Source organism: Billgrantia desiderata, assembly GCF_900108215.1.
In the GTDB taxonomy this organism is placed as follows: domain Bacteria; phylum Pseudomonadota; class Gammaproteobacteria; order Pseudomonadales; family Halomonadaceae; genus Halomonas; species Halomonas desiderata.
Genome location: NZ_FNVC01000009.1, coordinates 120,296 through 134,981 on the forward strand (window position 1 = coordinate 120,296; position 14,686 = coordinate 134,981).

At 62.5% G+C, this 14,686-nt stretch carries 25 protein-coding genes; 1 reads left to right on the forward strand and 24 read right to left on the reverse strand.

The window, feature by feature from the left end; translation table 11 throughout:
* Window positions 1-15 precede the first annotated feature (15 nt).
* Window positions 16-2,877 (forward strand): excinuclease ABC subunit UvrA, encoded by a 2,862-nt coding sequence (uvrA, locus tag C4S71_RS10535; protein WP_086508000.1) that lies wholly within the window; start codon window positions 16-18, stop codon window positions 2,875-2,877.
* Between the two features lie 96 nt (window positions 2,878-2,973).
* On the opposite strand, the gene rplQ is transcribed toward uvrA, so the two are convergent.
* The 24 genes from rplQ to rplB form a co-directional block, all read right to left on the reverse strand.
* Entirely contained in the window at window positions 2,974-3,369 is a 396-nt protein-coding gene (gene rplQ / locus C4S71_RS10540) for a 50S ribosomal protein L17 (RefSeq protein ID WP_010626491.1), read from the reverse strand.
* A 39-nt stretch (window positions 3,370-3,408) separates the two neighbouring features.
* Window positions 3,409-4,407, reverse strand: coding sequence for a DNA-directed RNA polymerase subunit alpha (locus tag C4S71_RS10545; RefSeq protein WP_010626490.1), 999 nt, complete (start codon window positions 4,405-4,407; stop codon window positions 3,409-3,411).
* An 82-nt stretch (window positions 4,408-4,489) separates the two neighbouring features.
* A complete protein-coding gene (rpsD, locus tag C4S71_RS10550) occupies window positions 4,490-5,110 on the reverse strand; it encodes a 30S ribosomal protein S4 (protein ID WP_010626489.1) in 621 nt (206 codons plus the stop codon).
* 12 nt (window positions 5,111-5,122) lie between these two features.
* Window positions 5,123-5,509 (reverse strand): 30S ribosomal protein S11, encoded by a 387-nt coding sequence (rpsK, locus tag C4S71_RS10555; protein ID WP_010626488.1) that lies wholly within the window; start codon window positions 5,507-5,509, stop codon window positions 5,123-5,125.
* A gap of 39 nt (window positions 5,510-5,548) precedes the next feature.
* A complete protein-coding gene (gene rpsM, locus C4S71_RS10560) occupies window positions 5,549-5,905 on the reverse strand; it encodes a 30S ribosomal protein S13 (protein ID WP_086507999.1) in 357 nt (118 codons plus the stop codon).
* A gap of 122 nt (window positions 5,906-6,027) precedes the next feature.
* Entirely contained in the window at window positions 6,028-6,141 is a 114-nt protein-coding gene (rpmJ, locus tag C4S71_RS10565; protein WP_081139244.1) for a 50S ribosomal protein L36, read from the reverse strand.
* A 50-nt stretch (window positions 6,142-6,191) separates the two neighbouring features.
* Window positions 6,192-7,523 carry a preprotein translocase subunit SecY gene (secY, locus tag C4S71_RS10570; protein WP_026037871.1) on the reverse strand — a complete coding sequence of 444 codons (1,332 nt, stop codon included), beginning with the start codon at window positions 7,521-7,523 and terminating at the stop codon, window positions 6,192-6,194.
* A complete protein-coding gene (gene rplO, locus C4S71_RS10575; protein ID WP_010626485.1) occupies window positions 7,524-7,958 on the reverse strand; it encodes a 50S ribosomal protein L15 in 435 nt (144 codons plus the stop codon).
* A gap of 3 nt (window positions 7,959-7,961) precedes the next feature.
* Window positions 7,962-8,144 (reverse strand): 50S ribosomal protein L30, encoded by a 183-nt coding sequence (gene rpmD / locus C4S71_RS10580; RefSeq protein WP_010626484.1) that lies wholly within the window; start codon window positions 8,142-8,144, stop codon window positions 7,962-7,964.
* A gap of 5 nt (window positions 8,145-8,149) precedes the next feature.
* A complete protein-coding gene (gene rpsE / locus C4S71_RS10585; RefSeq protein WP_010626483.1) occupies window positions 8,150-8,650 on the reverse strand; it encodes a 30S ribosomal protein S5 in 501 nt (166 codons plus the stop codon).
* A gap of 11 nt (window positions 8,651-8,661) precedes the next feature.
* A complete protein-coding gene (rplR, locus tag C4S71_RS10590) occupies window positions 8,662-9,012 on the reverse strand; it encodes a 50S ribosomal protein L18 (RefSeq protein ID WP_010626482.1) in 351 nt (116 codons plus the stop codon).
* A 9-nt stretch (window positions 9,013-9,021) separates the two neighbouring features.
* Window positions 9,022-9,552: a 50S ribosomal protein L6 gene (gene rplF / locus C4S71_RS10595; protein WP_010626481.1), complete on the reverse strand. Its 531-nt coding sequence runs from the start codon at window positions 9,550-9,552 to the stop codon at window positions 9,022-9,024.
* A gap of 9 nt (window positions 9,553-9,561) precedes the next feature.
* The gene (gene rpsH / locus C4S71_RS10600; RefSeq protein WP_086507997.1) at window positions 9,562-9,954 is read right to left on the reverse strand and encodes a 30S ribosomal protein S8; all 393 of its coding nucleotides are present in this window, start codon (window positions 9,952-9,954) and stop codon (window positions 9,562-9,564) included.
* Between the two features lie 32 nt (window positions 9,955-9,986).
* The gene (gene rpsN / locus C4S71_RS10605) at window positions 9,987-10,292 is read right to left on the reverse strand and encodes a 30S ribosomal protein S14 (protein WP_010626479.1); all 306 of its coding nucleotides are present in this window, start codon (window positions 10,290-10,292) and stop codon (window positions 9,987-9,989) included.
* A 10-nt stretch (window positions 10,293-10,302) separates the two neighbouring features.
* Entirely contained in the window at window positions 10,303-10,842 is a 540-nt protein-coding gene (gene rplE, locus C4S71_RS10610) for a 50S ribosomal protein L5 (protein WP_010626478.1), read from the reverse strand.
* Window positions 10,843-10,860: 18 nt separating this feature from the next.
* Window positions 10,861-11,178 (reverse strand): 50S ribosomal protein L24, encoded by a 318-nt coding sequence (rplX, locus tag C4S71_RS10615; RefSeq protein ID WP_086507996.1) that lies wholly within the window; start codon window positions 11,176-11,178, stop codon window positions 10,861-10,863.
* Between the two features lie 14 nt (window positions 11,179-11,192).
* Window positions 11,193-11,564, reverse strand: coding sequence for a 50S ribosomal protein L14 (gene rplN, locus C4S71_RS10620; protein WP_010626476.1), 372 nt, complete (start codon window positions 11,562-11,564; stop codon window positions 11,193-11,195).
* 39 nt (window positions 11,565-11,603) lie between these two features.
* Window positions 11,604-11,864, reverse strand: a complete 261-nt coding sequence (gene rpsQ / locus C4S71_RS10625; protein WP_010626475.1) for a 30S ribosomal protein S17 — start codon at window positions 11,862-11,864, stop codon at window positions 11,604-11,606.
* Between the two features lies 1 nt (window position 11,865).
* A complete protein-coding gene (gene rpmC / locus C4S71_RS10630; RefSeq protein ID WP_103969105.1) occupies window positions 11,866-12,057 on the reverse strand; it encodes a 50S ribosomal protein L29 in 192 nt (63 codons plus the stop codon).
* Window positions 12,057-12,470, reverse strand: coding sequence for a 50S ribosomal protein L16 (gene rplP / locus C4S71_RS10635; RefSeq protein WP_010626473.1), 414 nt, complete (start codon window positions 12,468-12,470; stop codon window positions 12,057-12,059). The genes rpmC and rplP overlap by 1 nt, the downstream gene beginning before the upstream one ends.
* A 15-nt stretch (window positions 12,471-12,485) precedes the next feature.
* Window positions 12,486-13,187: a 30S ribosomal protein S3 gene (gene rpsC, locus C4S71_RS10640; protein ID WP_086507995.1), complete on the reverse strand. Its 702-nt coding sequence runs from the start codon at window positions 13,185-13,187 to the stop codon at window positions 12,486-12,488.
* Between the two features lie 11 nt (window positions 13,188-13,198).
* Entirely contained in the window at window positions 13,199-13,531 is a 333-nt protein-coding gene (rplV, locus tag C4S71_RS10645; protein WP_010626471.1) for a 50S ribosomal protein L22, read from the reverse strand.
* Window positions 13,532-13,549: 18 nt separating this feature from the next.
* On the reverse strand, window positions 13,550-13,825 hold the full coding sequence (gene rpsS / locus C4S71_RS10650) for a 30S ribosomal protein S19 (protein WP_009098993.1): 276 nt from the start codon (window positions 13,823-13,825) through the stop codon (window positions 13,550-13,552).
* 22 nt (window positions 13,826-13,847) lie between these two features.
* Window positions 13,848-14,675 carry a 50S ribosomal protein L2 gene (rplB, locus tag C4S71_RS10655; protein ID WP_086507994.1) on the reverse strand — a complete coding sequence of 276 codons (828 nt, stop codon included), beginning with the start codon at window positions 14,673-14,675 and terminating at the stop codon, window positions 13,848-13,850.
* Between the last annotated feature and the right edge of the window lie 11 nt (window positions 14,676-14,686).

Consider the following 14,686-nt stretch of genomic DNA (forward strand, 5'->3'; position numbering starts at 1 on the left):
CACCATGAGGTGGGAATGGACAGGATCGTGGTCAGGGGTGCACGCACCCACAACCTCAAGCAGATCGACGTCGAGCTGCCCCGCGACAGCCTGATCGTGGTCACCGGGCTTTCGGGTTCGGGCAAGTCGTCGCTGGCCTTCGACACGCTCTACGCCGAGGGCCAACGGCGCTACGTGGAGTCGCTCTCCACCTACGCCCGACAGTTCCTGTCGATGATGGAGAAGCCCGACGTCGATCACATCGAGGGGCTGTCGCCGGCGATCTCCATCGAGCAGAAGTCCACCTCCCACAACCCGCGCTCCACGGTCGGCACCATCACCGAGATCTACGACTACCTGCGCCTGCTGTTCGCTCGTGCCGGCACGCCTCGCTGTCCCGAACACGGTGAGGACCTCGAGGCCAGCACCATCTCGCAGATGGTCGATCAGGTGCTGGCCCTGCCCGAGGGCAGCAAGCTGATGCTGCTGGCCCCGGTGGTCAAGGGCCGCAAGGGCGAGCATCTACAGCTGCTCGCCGAGCTGCGCGCTCAGGGCTTCGTCCGGGTGATGGTCGACGGCCAGGCGCTGGAGCTCGACGACATCGCGCCGCTGGACAAGAACAAGAAGCACGACATCAGCGTGGTGGTGGATCGCATCAAGGTGCGCGAGGGGCTCCAGCAGCGCCTGGCGGAGTCGTTCGAGACCGCGCTCAACCTGGCCGACGGCATCGCCGTGGTGCACTTCATGGATGGCGAGGCCGAGGACATCACCTTCTCGGCGCGCTTCGCCTGCCCGGTGTGCGGCTACGCCATCGCCGAGCTCGAACCGCGCATGTTCTCGTTCAACAACCCGGCCGGCGCCTGCCCCACCTGCGACGGCCTGGGCGTGCAGCAGGTGTTCGACCCCGACAAGCTGATCAGCCACCCGGAGCTGTCCCTGGCCGAAGGTGTGATCAAGGGCTGGGACCGGCGCAGCGTCTACTACTTCAGCCAGCTGCAGGCGGTCGCCGAGCACTACCGCTTCACCCTCGAGACGCCATGGCAGGACCTGGCCCGCCACGAGAAGGACATCGTGCTCTACGGCAGCGGCGACGACGAGATCGCCTTCAGCTACGTCAACGACCGCGGCCGCCGCGTGACCCGCGAGCACCCCTTCGAGGGCGTACTGCCCAACATGCAGCGGCGCTACCGCGAAACCGAATCGAGCATGGTACGTGAGGAGCTGGCGCGCTACATCGCCGACCGCCCCTGCCCCAGCTGTCATGGCTCACGCCTGCGCAAGGAATCCCGCCACGTCTTCGTCGACGAGCATACCCTGCCGCAGATCGTGCAGCTGCCCATCGGCGAGGCCTGGGACTACTTCCAGCGCCTGACCCTGCCGGGGCGCAAGGGCGAGATCGCCCAGAAGGTGATCAACGAGATCCACGCCCGACTCGAGTTCCTGGTCAACGTCGGCCTCGACTACCTCAACCTGGAGCGCAGCGCCGAGACCCTCTCCGGCGGCGAGGCTCAGCGCATTCGCCTGGCGAGCCAGATCGGCGCCGGCCTGGTGGGTGTGATGTACATCCTCGACGAGCCCTCCATCGGCCTGCACCAGCGTGACAACGACCGCCTGCTCAAGACGCTGATCCATCTGCGCGACCTGGGCAACACCGTGATCGTGGTGGAACACGACGAGGACGCCATCCGTGCCGCCGACCACGTGCTCGACATCGGCCCCGGTGCCGGCGTTCACGGCGGGCGCATCGTCGCCCAGGGCACGCCGGAAGCGGTGATGGCCAGCGACCACTCGCTCACCGGCCAGTACCTGTCGGGCAAGCGCCGCATCGAGGTGCCCAAGTGGCGCATCCCCGGCAACCCGGAGAAGCAGCTGCGGCTGACCGGCGCCCACGGCAACAACCTGCGCAACGTCGAACTGACCCTGCCGCTGGGGCTGTTCATCTGCGTCACCGGGGTCTCCGGCTCGGGCAAGTCGACGCTGATCAACTCCACGCTGATGCCGATTGCCGCCCGCGAGCTCAATCACGCCACCACGCTGACCCCGGCGCCCTACGAGCACATCGAAGGGCTCGATCAGCTCGACAAGGTGATCGACATCGACCAGAGCCCCATCGGTCGTACGCCGCGCTCCAACCCGGCCACCTACACCGGCATCTTCACGCCGATCCGCGAGCTCTTCGCCGGCACCCAGGAGGCGCGCTCACGCGGCTACAAGCCTGGGCGCTTCTCATTCAACGTCAAGGGCGGGCGCTGCGAGGCGTGCCAGGGCGAGGGCATGATCAAGGTCGAGATGCACTTCCTGCCCGACATCTACGTGCCCTGCGACGTGTGCAAGGGCAAGCGCTACAACCGCGAGACGCTGGAGATCGCCTACAAGGGCAAGAGCATCGACGAGGTGCTCGAGATGACCGTGGAGGAAGCGCTGGAATTCTTCAGCCCGGTGCCGGCCATCGCCCGCCGCCTGCAGACGCTGCTCGACGTGGGGCTCTCCTACATCCGCCTGGGGCAGAGCGCCACCACCCTCTCCGGCGGCGAGGCCCAGCGCGTCAAGCTGGCCCGCGAGCTGGCCAAACGCGACACCGGCAAGACGCTCTACATCCTCGACGAACCCACCACCGGGCTGCACTTCGAGGACATTCGCCAGCTGCTCGCCGTGCTCCACCGCCTGCGCGACCACGGCAACACCATCGTGGTGATCGAGCACAACCTCGATGTGATCAAGACTGCCGACTGGATCGTCGATCTCGGCCCCGAGGGCGGCTCCGGCGGCGGGCGCATCATCGCCGAGGGCACCCCGGAGCAGGTCGCCGAGATGGAAGTCTCGCACACCGGGCGCTTCCTCAAGCCGCTGCTGGAGCGAGCCAGGAGCCAGCAGGCCGAGCTGGCTGCAGCCAAATAGCGCCGCTGCCTGCCACAAAAAAACCCGGCTTCGTGAGAAGCCGGGTTTTTCGTTGCTACCGCTACAGCGCTGCCGGGCCGGGCCCGCTGCCGGGGATCACTCCTCGGCGGCGGCTTCCTCGACCTCCTCGACGACCGGACGGTCGACGAGTTCGACGAAGGCCATGGGGGCGTTGTCGCCGGTGCGGAAACCGCACTTGAGGATACGGACGTAACCGCCCGGACGCTCGGCGTAACGCGGACCCAGCTCGTTGAAGAGCTTGCCGACCGCTTCCTTGGAGCGGGTGCGGCTGAAGGCCAGACGACGGTTGGCGACGCTGTCCTGCTTGGCCAGGGTGATCAGCGGCTCGATGACGCGACGCAGCTCCTTGGCCTTGGGCAGGGTTGTCTTGATCACTTCGTGCTCGATCAGCGACACGCTCATGTTCTTGAACATGGCCTGACGATGCGAGCTGGTGCGATTTAGATGACGACCACTCTTACGATGACGCATGGTTGCAATTCCTTACCAAACTGGGACTCGAGTCGACGCTCACGCAGAGGCCTTGTCGTCCTTCAGGCTCGCCGGCGGCCAGTTCTCCAGCCGCATGCCGAGGGAAAGACCGCGAGCAGCCAACACGTCCTTGATTTCGTTCAAAGACTTCTTGCCGAGGTTCGGCGTCTTGAGCAGCTCGACTTCGGTGCGCTGAATCAAGTCGCCGATGTAGTAGATGTTCTCGGCCTTCAGGCAGTTGGCACTGCGGACGGTCAACTCGAGATCGTCTACGGGGCGCAGCAGGATCGGATCGACGTGATCCTCTTCCTCCTCGATCTCCTGCTCCTTGTCGGCTTCCAGGTCGACGAACGCTGCCAGCTGCTCCTGCAGGATGGTGGCGCTGCGACGGATGGCCTCTTCCGGATCCAGGGTGCCGTCGGTTTCCAGGTCGATGATCAGCTTGTCCAGATCGGTACGCTGCTCGACACGCGCGGCATCGACGGCGTACGAGACGCGACGCACGGGGCTGAAGGTGGCATCCAGCTGCAGGCGGCCGATGGCACGCGACTCGTCGTCGGCGCCGACACGGGCATCCGCCGGCTCATAGCCACGGCCACGAGCGATCTTGAGCTGCATCTTGAGCTCGGCACCCTCGTTGACGTGAGCGATGACGTGCTCCGGATTGACGATCTCGACGTCGTGATCGAGGACGATGTCGCCCGCGGTCACCACGGCCGGGCCCTGCTTGTTCAGCGAGAGCACTGCCTCGTCGCGACTGTGCATGCGGATGGCCACGTCCTTGAGGTTCAGGAGAATCTCGATGACATCTTCCTGAACACCCTCGATCGCGCTGTACTCATGCTCGACACCCGCGATCTCGACTTCCACCACGGCGCAGCCGGGCATGGACGAGAGCAGGATGCGACGCAGCGCATTGCCCAGGGTATGGCCAAAGCCACGCTCGAACGGCTCGAGCACGATCTTCGCGTGATGCGCGCTGATCTCTTCGACCTTGATATCGCGCGGACGGAGAAACTCTGTCACTGAACGCTGCATAACTACACCTTTGAGGCTGCCTAACGGTTACTCGGTACTCGCTGCCGGCCCCGAAGGGCCGGCGCGACGCGGTCAGCGACGCTTACTTCGAGTACAGCTCGACGATCAGGTTTTCGTTGATGTCGGCCGACAGATCGCCGCGCTCCGGGATAGCCTTGAAGGTGCCTTCCATCTTCTTCGCGTCGACCTCGATCCAGGCGACGTCGCCACGATTGGCAGCGATGGAGAGAGCACTCTGGATGCGCGCCTGGTTCTTCGCCTTCTCGCGAACGGAAACCACGTCACCGGGCTTGACCTGATAGGAAGCCACGTTGACGGTGCGGCCGTTGACCGCGATCGCCTTGTGGCTCACCAGCTGGCGTGCCTCGGAACGAGTGGAGCCGAAGCCCATGCGGTAGACGACGTTGTCCAGTCGGGATTCGAGCAGCTGCAGCAGGACTTCGCCGGTGGCGCCGGAGCGACGGGCGGCCTCCTTGTAGTAGCTGCGGAACTGCTTTTCGAGTACGCCGTAGATACGACGCACTTTCTGCTTCTCGCGAAGCTGCAAGCCGTAGTCGGAAAGACGCTGACGGCGCTGGCCGTGCACACCCGGAATCTGCTCGGATTTGCACTTCTTCTCGAAGGGAGTCACACCGCTCTTGAGGAAGAGGTCGGTGCCTTCACGACGAGACAGTTTGCACTTCGGTCCAATATAACGAGCCATGAATCTGTCTCCTTAAACGCGGCGTTTCTTCGGCGGACGGCAGCCATTGTGGGGAATGGGCGTCGCGTCAGTGATGCTCTGCACGCGGAAGCCGGCGGCGCTCAGAGCGCGCACGGCGGATTCACGGCCAGGACCGGGGCCCTTGACCAGCACGTCGACGTTTTTCACACCATACTCGGCTGCAGCGGTCGCTGCACGTTCGCTTGCCACTTGAGCAGCGAACGGGGTGCTCTTGCGAGAACCACGAAAACCCGAACCACCGGCAGTTGCCCAGGAGAGAGCATTGCCCTGGCGGTCTGTGATCGTCACGATCGTGTTGTTAAAAGAGGCATGGATGTGCGCAACGGCGTCCACTACCTGCTTTTTAACCTTTTTACGGTTGCTACGCGGGTTAGCCATGTTGATGTCTATTCCTGTCTTTACGCCAGAACGTGCGTGTTACTTGCGGATCGGCTTACGCGGGCCCTTGCGGGTGCGCGCGTTAGTCTTGGTCCGCTGACCACGCAGCGGAAGACTACGACGATGACGCAGACCACGATAGCAACCCAGGTCCATGAGACGCTTGATGTTCAGCGTCACATCACGACGAAGGTCACCTTCCACGGTGTACTTGCCAACCTCGGTACGCAGGGCATCCACTTCTTCAGAAGAGAGGTCCTGGATCTTGGTGGTCGGCGCGATGCCGGCAGCGGCGCAGATGTCCTGCGCGCGCGTACGGCCAATCCCGAAGATATAGGTCAGCGAGATCGCCGCATGCTTGTTGTCCGGGATATTGACGCCTGCAATACGGGCCATCAGCTTTCTCCGAAATTTGAGCGGCTTGCTCGATTAGTTACTACAAAAGGCGCAACAGCATACCCCTTTACCCTTCTCAGGGCAAGGGGCATGCCGGCACCACTTATCCACAAACGCCAGAATCAACCCTGGCGCTGCTTGTGCCGCGGCTCGACACAGATGACGCGAACCGCGCCATTGCGCCGAATGATCTTGCAGTTACGGCACATCTTCTTGACGGAAGCTCGAACTTTCATCGTTCCTTCTCCAAAATCGGCGCGGCGCGCCTTGTCACCGGCAGCGCCACTCAGCGCATGATGCCGCCGCTGCCATAGCCTTTCAGGTTGGACTTCTTCATCACCGACTCGTACTGGTGCGACATGAGATGCGACTGCACCTGGGCCATGAAGTCCATGATGACCACCACGATGATCAACAGCGCGGTACCGCCGAAGAAGAACGGCACGTTCCACGCCACGATCAGGAACTGGGGCATCAGGGAAACCGCAGTGATGTACAGGGCGCCGCACAGGGTCAGACGGGTCATGACCTTGTCGACATAGCGAGCGGTCTGCTCACCAGGACGAATACCCGGGAGGAAGGCCCCTGACTTCTTGAGGTTGTCAGCGACATCCTTGGGATTGAAGACCAGTGCTGTGTAAAAGAAGCAGAAGAATATCACCGCCGCGCCGAAAAGCAAGATGTAGAGCGGCTGCCCCGGGCCCAGGGCCTGGGAAGCACGCTGCAACCACTCCATGCCGTCGCCCGCTCCGACCCACTGGCCGATGGAGGCAGGGAACAGCAGGATGCTGGAAGCGAAGATCGGCGGAATCACGCCCGCCATGTTCACCTTCAGCGGCAGATAGCTGCTCTGCCCGGCATACATCTTGTTGCCGACCTGGCGCCGCGGATAGTTCACCGTGATACGGCGCTGGCCGCGTTCGATGAAGACCACGAAGGCCACGGTCGCCACGCCCAGCACGGAGAGGGCCAGCAGCGGCAGCACGTTCCACGCGCCTTCGTTGCGGGCCAGCTCGAACGCCTGCCCTACCGCACCCGGCAGGCCAGCGACGATACCGGCGAAGATCAGCAGCGAGATACCGTTGCCGATACCCTTTTCGGTGATCTGCTCGCCCAGCCACATCAGGAACACTGCACCCGACACGAAGGTGACGATGGCAGTGAAATAGAAGCTGAAGTCAGCGCTGTAGGCGATGCCCTGGCTGGCCAGGCCCACCGACATGCCGGTGGCCTGGACGAACGCCAGCAGCACGGTACCGTAGCGGGTGTACTGGCTGATCTTGCGGCGACCGGCCTCGCCCTCCTTCTTCAACTGCTCGAGGTGGGGCGAGACGGCGGTCAGCAGCTGCATGATGATCGACGCGGAGATGTAGGGCATGATGCCCAGCGCCATGATGCTCATGCGCTCCAGGGCGCCACCCGAGAACATGTTGAACATGCCCAGGATGGTGCCCTGCTGCTCCCTGAACAAGGCAGCAAGCTGGTCAGGATTGATACCGGGAACGGGAATATGGGCACCGATACGGTACACCACGATGGCGAGGAGCACGAAGCGCAGACGCGCCCACAGTTCACTCAGACCGCTGCCCATCGCCGGCATGTTTCCTGACTTGGCCATTTAGTCCTCTACCTTGCCGCCGGCAGCTTCGATCGCGGCACGGGCACCCTTGGTGACCTTGACGCCGCGAACGGTGACCGCCTTGTTGACGTCGCCGGAAAGAATGATCTTCGCGTGCAGAGTGGCGTCCTTGAGAACGTTGGCCTGCTTCAGGGTCTCCAGAGTGACTTCGTCACCCTCGACCTTGGCCAGTTCGCTCAGGCGCACCTCTTCGGAGACCAGCGACTTCATGGAGGTGAAGCCGAACTTGGGCAGGCGCCGCTGCAGCGGCATCTGGCCGCCCTCGAAGCCGGGCTTCACGGTGCCGCCACTGCGCGACTTCTGACCCTTGTGGCCACGGCCGCCGGTCTTGCCCAGACCGGAACCGATACCACGGCCGACGCGCTTCTCGGCGTGCTTGGAGCCCGGTGCCGGGCTCAGCGTGTTGAGTTTCATGGATTACTCTCCCTCTACCCGCACAAGGTAGTTGACCTTGTGGATCATGCCGCGCACGGCAGGGGTGTCTTCCAGCTCGACCGTATGACCGATGCGGCGCAGGCCCAGGCCCTTCATGGTGGCCTTGTGCTTGGGCAGGGTGCCGATGGTGCTACGGATCTGGGTTACCTTGAGTGTGGCTGCCATGGTAGTTACCCCGTGATCGCTTCGACAGACAGACCGCGCTTGGCGGCGATGTCTTCCGGCGACTGCATGGAGGCGAGACCCTTGACGGTCGCGCGCACCACGTTGACCGGATTGGTGGAGCCGTAGCACTTGGCCAGGACGTCATGGACGCCGGCCAGCTCGAGCACGGAGCGCATGGCGCCGCCGGCGATGATCCCGGTACCTTCGGAGGCCGGCTGCATGTACACCTTGGAGGCGCCGTGACGGGCCTTGACCGGGTACTGCAGGGTGTGGCCCTTGAGGCTCACCTTGACCATGTTGCGGCGCGCCTGGTCCATGGCCTTCTGGATCGCGACCGGCACTTCACGCGCCTTGCCACGACCGAAGCCGACACGACCATTGCCGTCGCCAACGACGGTCAGCGCGGTGAAGCCGAAAATACGGCCACCCTTGACCACCTTGGCGACACGGTTGACCTGCACGAGCTTTTCCTGCAGGTCGCCGGTGTTCTGTTCGTTCTTCGCCATCGTAAAACCCTTTAGAATTCCAGGCCGCCTTCACGTGCGGCGTCGGCCAGGGCCTTGACGCGGCCGTGGTACTTGTAACCGGCACGATCGAAGGCCACCTGGGTGATGCCAGCCTGCTTGGCACGTTCGGCAATCAGCGCACCCACCTTGGCGGCGGCGTCAGCGTTACCGGTCGCACCCGCACGCAGGTCCTTGTCCAGCGTGGAAGCGCTGGCCAGCACCTTGCCACCATCCGGCGAGATGATCTGCGCATAGATGTGACGCGGGGTACGGTTGACGCACAGGCGAAACACGCCCAGCTCGCGCATCTTGGCACGAGCGCGGCGGGCACGACGGAGACGAGATTCTTTCTTCGCGTTCATAACCCTGCCTTACTTCTTCTTGGCTTCTTTGCGACGCACCTGCTCGTCGGCGTAGCGCACACCCTTGCCCTTGTAGGGCTCGGGCGGACGGAAGGCGCGGATCTCCGCAGCCACCTGACCGAGCATCTGCTTGTCCGCGCTCTTCAGCACGATGACGGTGTTCTTCGGCGTTTCCGCCGTAACACCCTTGGGCAGGGAGTACTCGACCGGGTGAGAGAAGCCCAGTGACAGATTCAGCGTCTGGCCACTTGCCTGGGCACGATAGCCGACGCCAACGATTTCGAGGGTCTTGGTAAAGCCCTCGGAGACGCCGGTGACCAGGTTCTGGACCAGAGCTCGTGTGGTACCGACCATGGCCCAGGACTTGGCGCTCTCGCTCGGCTTGAAGGTCAGCTGACCCTCTTCCTGAGCGATGACCACGTCCGGGTGAACGGTCAGCGACAGCGTGCCCTGACCACCCTTGGCGGTCAGCTGGTCGCCGTCGAGTTTGACGTCGACGCCGGCGGGCACTTTAACCGGATATTTGGCTACGCGGGACATTCCAGACTCCTAGAATACGGTGCAGATGACTTCGCCACCGACGCCCGCCTGACGAGCGGCACGGTCGGTCATCACGCCCTGGGAGGTGGTGACGATCGCCACACCCATGCCATCCGCCACCTTGGGCAGTGCGTTCTTGCCCTTGTACTGGCGCAGGGACGGCTTGGACACCCGCTGCAGGTGCTCGATGACCGGCTTGCCCTCGAAGTACTTGAGGGTCACGGTCAGCTCGGGCTTGGTACCTTCAGCGACCGCGAAGTCGTTGATATAGCCCTCTTCCTTCAATACGCGGGCCACCTCGACCTTGAGCTTGGAGGACGGCATGGTGACCGTCTCCTTGGTGGCCATCTGCGCATTGCGGATACGGGTGAACATATCCGCCAGAGTATCTTGCATGCTCATTTACGTTGCGCTCCTGATGTTTCCGTGGCGGCTTACCAGCTGGACTTCTTCAGTCCAGGGACCTCGCCACGCATGGCGGCTTCACGCAGCTTGTTACGGCCGAGGCCGAACTTGTTGTAGTAGCCGTGCGGGCGACCAGTGATGCGGCAGCGGTTACGCTGACGTACCGGGCTGGAGTCGCGCGGCAACTGCTGCAGTTTCAGCGTCGCCTCGAAGCGCTCTTCGTCGGAAGAATTCACGCTCTGGATGATCGCCTTGAGCTCGGCACGGCGGGCCGCATACTTCTCGACCAGCTTGGTGCGCTTGAGCTCGCGTTCAATCATGCTCTTCTTTGCCATGATCCCACCCTTATTTCTTGAACGGGAAGTTCAGCGCGCTCAGCAGCGCACGACCTTCCTCGTCGGTGTTGGCAGTAGTGGTGATGGTGACATCCAGACCACGAATCCGGTCGATCTTATCATATTCGATCTCCGGGAAGATGATCTGCTCACGCACACCCATGGAGTAGTTGCCGCGACCGTCGAAGGACTTCGGGTTGAGACCACGGAAGTCACGTACGCGGGGGATCGCGATGTTGACCAGACGATCGAGGAATTCCCACATGCGCTCGGAGCGCAGGGTCACCTTGATGCCGATCGGCCAACCTTCGCGCACCTTGAAGCCCGCGATGGACTTGCGTGCCTTGGTCACCAACGGCTTCTGACCGGAGAGCTTCTCCAGGTCGCCGATGGCATTCTCGATCAGCTTCTTGTCGCTGGTCGCGTCACCGATGCCCATGTTGAGGGTCACCTTGGTGATCCGCGGCACCTGCATCACGTTGGCGTAGCTGAACTGCTCTTTGAGCTGAGCCACCACCTCGTTCTGATAACGTTCTTTCAAGTTCGCCATTTTGCTACCCGACTCGCGTTAGGCGTCGATCTGCGTCTGCGTCGACTTGTAGATACGTACCTTGGTACCGTCTTCCTTAACCTGGAAGCCGACGCGATCCGCCTTACCGGTCTCCGAGTTGAAGATCGCCACGTTGGACGCGTGAATCGGAGCCTCGCGCTCGACGATACCGCCCTGATTGCCCGCCATAGGGTTGGGCTTGGTGTGACGCTTGATCATGTTCACACCGGACACGACGAAGCGTTCGTCCTTGAGGACGCGCTTGACGGTGCCGCGCTTGCCCTTGTCCTTGCCGGCGATGACGATCACTTCATCGTCACGTTTGATCTTTTGCATGTCCGCTTCGCTCCTTACAGCACTTCGGGCGCCAGGGAAATGATCTTCATGAACTTCTCGGTACGAAGCTCACGAGTCACCGGCCCGAAGATACGGGTGCCGATCGGCTGTTCGTTGGTGTTGTTCAACAGAACTGCCGCATTTCCATCGAAGCGGATCAGCGAGCCGTCGGAACGACGAACGCCGCTGCGGGTACGAACCACCACCGCCTTGAGGACCTGGCCTTTCTTGACCTTGCCACGCGGAATGGCTTCCTTCACCGTGACCTTGATGATGTCACCGACCCGCGCGTAGCGGCGGTGCGAACCGCCCAGCACCTTGATGCACTGCACCCGGCGCGCTCCGCTGTTGTCGGCGACATCCAGCATTGTCTGAGTCTGAATCATCGGTTTTCTCCAAACCTAATCTGACTGCTCTCGCCGAGCTCAGCCCCTGGCCTGCTCGATCACCTCGACCAGCGTCCAGGCCTTCTTCTTGGACAGCGGACGGCATTCCTGGATGGATACCGTGTCGCCGGCCTTGGCCTGGTTCGCCTCGTCATGGGCGTGCAGTTTGGTGGAGCGCTTGACGTACTTGCCATAGATCGGATGCCGCTCGCGGCGCTCGATCATGACGACGATGGACTTGTCCATCTTGTCGCTCACCACCTTGCCGGTGAGCGTACGGGCTTTCTTTTCTTCGGCCATCTCAGTCACCTGCCTTCTCGTTGAGCACAGTCTTCACCCGGGCGATATCCCGACGAACCTGCTTGAGCAGATGAGTCTGGCTGAGCTGGCCGGTGGCCTTCTGCATGCGCAGGTTGAACTGCTCGCGGAGGAGTTCGAAGAGCTGCTCCTTGAGCTGCTCGACTGACTTTTCACGAATTTCCTGGGCTTTCATCACATCACCGTCCGTTTCACAAAGGTGGTGGACACGGGCATCTTCTGAGCGGCCAGGGTGAAGGCCTCACGGGCCAGCTCCTCGGACACGCCTTCGATTTCATACAGGACCCGGCCCGGCTGGATCTGTGCGACCCAGTACTCGACGGAGCCCTTACCCTTACCCATACGGACTTCGAGTGGCTTCTTGGAAATCGGCTTGTCAGGGAAGACGCGGATCCAGATCTTGCCGCCACGCTTGACGTGACGGGTGATCGCACGACGGCCGGCTTCGATCTGGCGCGCAGTGATGCGGCCGCGACCGGTAGCCTTGAGGCCGTATTCCCCGAAGCTGATCTTGCTTCCGCGATGCGCCAGGCCACGGTTGCGGCCTTTCATCATCTTGCGGAATTTCATGCGCTTGGGCTGTAACATCGATTCGCTCTCCCCTTACCTGGAACCTTTCTTCTTGGAGGGCGCGGCCTGCGGCTGTTGCTTGGCCTTGGCGCGGACCTCTTCGATGCCCCCGAGGATTTCACCCTTGAAGACCCAAACCTTGACACCGATGATGCCGTAGGTGGTTTTCGCTTCGTAGGTGGCGTAATCGATGTCCGCACGCAGGGTGTGAAGCGGCACGCGACCTTCGCGGTACCACTCGGTACGCGCGATCTCGGCACCACCCAGGCGACCTGACAGCATCACCTTGATACCACCCGCACCCAGGCGCATGGCGTTCTGCACGGAACGCTTCATGGCACGACGGAACATGACGCGACGCTCGAGCTGGCCGGCGATGTTCTGCGCGACGAGCTTGGCGTCGAGTTCCGGCTTGCGGACCTCTTCGATGTTGACGTGCACGGGCACGCCCATCATCGCAGTGACGTCGCGACGCAGCTTGTCGACGTCCTCGCCCTTCTTGCCGATCACGATGCCCGGACGGGCAGTGTGAATGGTGATACGGGCGTTGTTGGCCGGACGCTCGATAGTGATCTTGCTCACGGAAGCGTTCTTCAGACGCTCCTCGAGGAAGCGACGCACTTCGAGGTCGTTGTTCAGCTTGTCGGCATAAGCACCGCGCTCGGCGTACCACACCGAGGTGTGATCCTTGACGATACCCAGCCGAATACCTGTCGGATTGACTTTCTGACCCATCTGGTCGACTCCTACTTCTCGGCTACCTTGACGGTGATGTGGCACGTGCGCTTCAGGATGCGATCCGCGCGACCCTTGGCCCGCGGCTTGATGCGCTTGAGCGTCATGCCCTCATCGACGCAGATGGTCGAGACACGCAGCTCGTCGATATCCATGCCGTTGTTTTCTTCCGCATTCGCGATGGCGGACTGCAGCACCTTCTTGACCAGCTTGGCAGCCTTCTTCGGTGAGAAGGTCAGCAGGTCGAGCGCCTCGGCGACAGGCTTACCGCGCACCTGGTCAGCCACCAAACGGGCCTTCTGGGCGGATAAACGAGCGCCACGCAGCTTAGCTGTGACTTCCATCTCTCAATCCTCTCTGGCTTACCGTTTGGCTTTCTTGTCCGCCGCATGACCGCGATAGGTGCGGGTGGCAGCGAATTCGCCCAGCTTGTGGCCAACCATTTCCTCGGAGACGTGCACCGGGACGTGTTGGCGACCGTTATGGACAGCAATGGTGAGCCCGACCATGTTCGGCAGGATCATGGAACGACGCGACCAGGTCTTGATCGGTTTACGGTCGTTCTTCTCCACTGCAGCCTCAACCTTCTTCAGCAGATGAAGGTCGATAAAAGGACCTTTCTTCAGTGAACGTGGCACAGCCGTTACCTCTTAGTGTCTGTTACTTGGCCTTGCGGCGGCGAACGATCAGCGCGTCAGTGCGCTTGTTCTTGCGGGTCTTGTGGCCCTTGGTGGGCACACCCCACGGCGTAACCGGATGACGACCACCGCTGGTGCGGCCTTCACCGCCACCGTGCGGGTGGTCCACCGGGTTCATCGCGACACCGCGAACGGTCGGACGCACGCCTCTCCAGCGCTTTGCACCGGCCTTGCCAAGTTGACGCAGGCTGTGCTCAGAGTTGCTCACTTCACCCAGGGTCGCACGGCAGTCGGCCAGCACCTTACGCATCTCGCCGGAGCGCAGACGCAGGGTGGCATAGCTGCCTTCACGGGCGACCAGCTGGGCGCTGGTACCGGCACTGCGAGCGATCTGGGCGCCCTTGCCGGGCTTGAGCTCAATGCAGTGAACGGTGGAACCCAGCGGGATGTTACGCAGCGGAAGGGTGTTACCCTTCTTGATCGCTGCATTCACGCCGGACTCGAGCTTGTCGCCGGCCGCCACGCCCTTGGGCGCGATGATGTAGCGACGCTCGCCGTCCAGGTACTTCAGCAGCGCGATGTGGGCGCTGCGATTGGGATCGTACTCGAGGCGCTCGACGACGGCGGGAATGCCGTCCTTGGTGCGCTTGAAGTCGATCAGCCGGTAGTGCTGACGGTGACCACCGCCCACGTGGCGGGTGGTGATACGACCGTGGTTGTTACGCCCGCCGCTGCGCGACTGCTTTTCCAGCAGCGGCGCGTAGGGCTTGCCCTTGTGCAGGTCTTCGCTGACGACCTTGACGACGTGGCGACGACCGGCGGATGTGGGTTTAGTCTTGACGATTGCCATGATCCGTACTC

What these genes read in the sequence shown, in the direction of transcription:
- uvrA (WP_086508000.1), top strand. Translation starts at nt 16, where the DNA reads ATGGACAGGATCGTGGTCAGGGGTGCACGCACCCACAACCTCAAGCAG.
- rplQ (WP_010626491.1), bottom strand. Translation starts at nt 3,369, where the DNA reads ATGCGTCATCGTAAGAGTGGTCGTCATCTAAATCGCACCAGCTCGCAT.
- C4S71_RS10545 (WP_010626490.1), bottom strand. Translation starts at nt 4,407, where the DNA reads ATGCAGCGTTCAGTGACAGAGTTTCTCCGTCCGCGCGATATCAAGGTC.
- rpsD (WP_010626489.1), bottom strand. Translation starts at nt 5,110, where the DNA reads ATGGCTCGTTATATTGGACCGAAGTGCAAACTGTCTCGTCGTGAAGGC.
- rpsK (WP_010626488.1), bottom strand. Translation starts at nt 5,509, where the DNA reads ATGGCTAACCCGCGTAGCAACCGTAAAAAGGTTAAAAAGCAGGTAGTG.
- rpsM (WP_086507999.1), bottom strand. Translation starts at nt 5,905, where the DNA reads ATGGCCCGTATTGCAGGCGTCAATATCCCGGACAACAAGCATGCGGCG.
- rpmJ (WP_081139244.1), bottom strand. Translation starts at nt 6,141, where the DNA reads ATGAAAGTTCGAGCTTCCGTCAAGAAGATGTGCCGTAACTGCAAGATC.
- secY (WP_026037871.1), bottom strand. Translation starts at nt 7,523, where the DNA reads ATGGCCAAGTCAGGAAACATGCCGGCGATGGGCAGCGGTCTGAGTGAA.
- rplO (WP_010626485.1), bottom strand. Translation starts at nt 7,958, where the DNA reads ATGAAACTCAACACGCTGAGCCCGGCACCGGGCTCCAAGCACGCCGAG.
- rpmD (WP_010626484.1), bottom strand. Translation starts at nt 8,144, where the DNA reads ATGGCAGCCACACTCAAGGTAACCCAGATCCGTAGCACCATCGGCACC.
- rpsE (WP_010626483.1), bottom strand. Translation starts at nt 8,650, where the DNA reads ATGGCGAAGAACGAACAGAACACCGGCGACCTGCAGGAAAAGCTCGTG.
- rplR (WP_010626482.1), bottom strand. Translation starts at nt 9,012, where the DNA reads ATGAACGCGAAGAAAGAATCTCGTCTCCGTCGTGCCCGCCGCGCTCGT.
- rplF (WP_010626481.1), bottom strand. Translation starts at nt 9,552, where the DNA reads ATGTCCCGCGTAGCCAAATATCCGGTTAAAGTGCCCGCCGGCGTCGAC.
- rpsH (WP_086507997.1), bottom strand. Translation starts at nt 9,954, where the DNA reads ATGAGCATGCAAGATACTCTGGCGGATATGTTCACCCGTATCCGCAAT.
- rpsN (WP_010626479.1), bottom strand. Translation starts at nt 10,292, where the DNA reads ATGGCAAAGAAGAGCATGATTGAACGCGAGCTCAAGCGCACCAAGCTG.
- rplE (WP_010626478.1), bottom strand. Translation starts at nt 10,842, where the DNA reads ATGGCGAACTTGAAAGAACGTTATCAGAACGAGGTGGTGGCTCAGCTC.
- rplX (WP_086507996.1), bottom strand. Translation starts at nt 11,178, where the DNA reads ATGCAAAAGATCAAACGTGACGATGAAGTGATCGTCATCGCCGGCAAG.
- rplN (WP_010626476.1), bottom strand. Translation starts at nt 11,564, where the DNA reads ATGATTCAGACTCAGACAATGCTGGATGTCGCCGACAACAGCGGAGCG.
- rpsQ (WP_010626475.1), bottom strand. Translation starts at nt 11,864, where the DNA reads ATGGCCGAAGAAAAGAAAGCCCGTACGCTCACCGGCAAGGTGGTGAGC.
- rpmC (WP_103969105.1), bottom strand. Translation starts at nt 12,057, where the DNA reads ATGAAAGCCCAGGAAATTCGTGAAAAGTCAGTCGAGCAGCTCAAGGAG.
- rplP (WP_010626473.1), bottom strand. Translation starts at nt 12,470, where the DNA reads ATGTTACAGCCCAAGCGCATGAAATTCCGCAAGATGATGAAAGGCCGC.
- rpsC (WP_086507995.1), bottom strand. Translation starts at nt 13,187, where the DNA reads ATGGGTCAGAAAGTCAATCCGACAGGTATTCGGCTGGGTATCGTCAAG.
- rplV (WP_010626471.1), bottom strand. Translation starts at nt 13,531, where the DNA reads ATGGAAGTCACAGCTAAGCTGCGTGGCGCTCGTTTATCCGCCCAGAAG.
- rplB (WP_086507994.1), bottom strand. Translation starts at nt 14,675, where the DNA reads ATGGCAATCGTCAAGACTAAACCCACATCCGCCGGTCGTCGCCACGTC.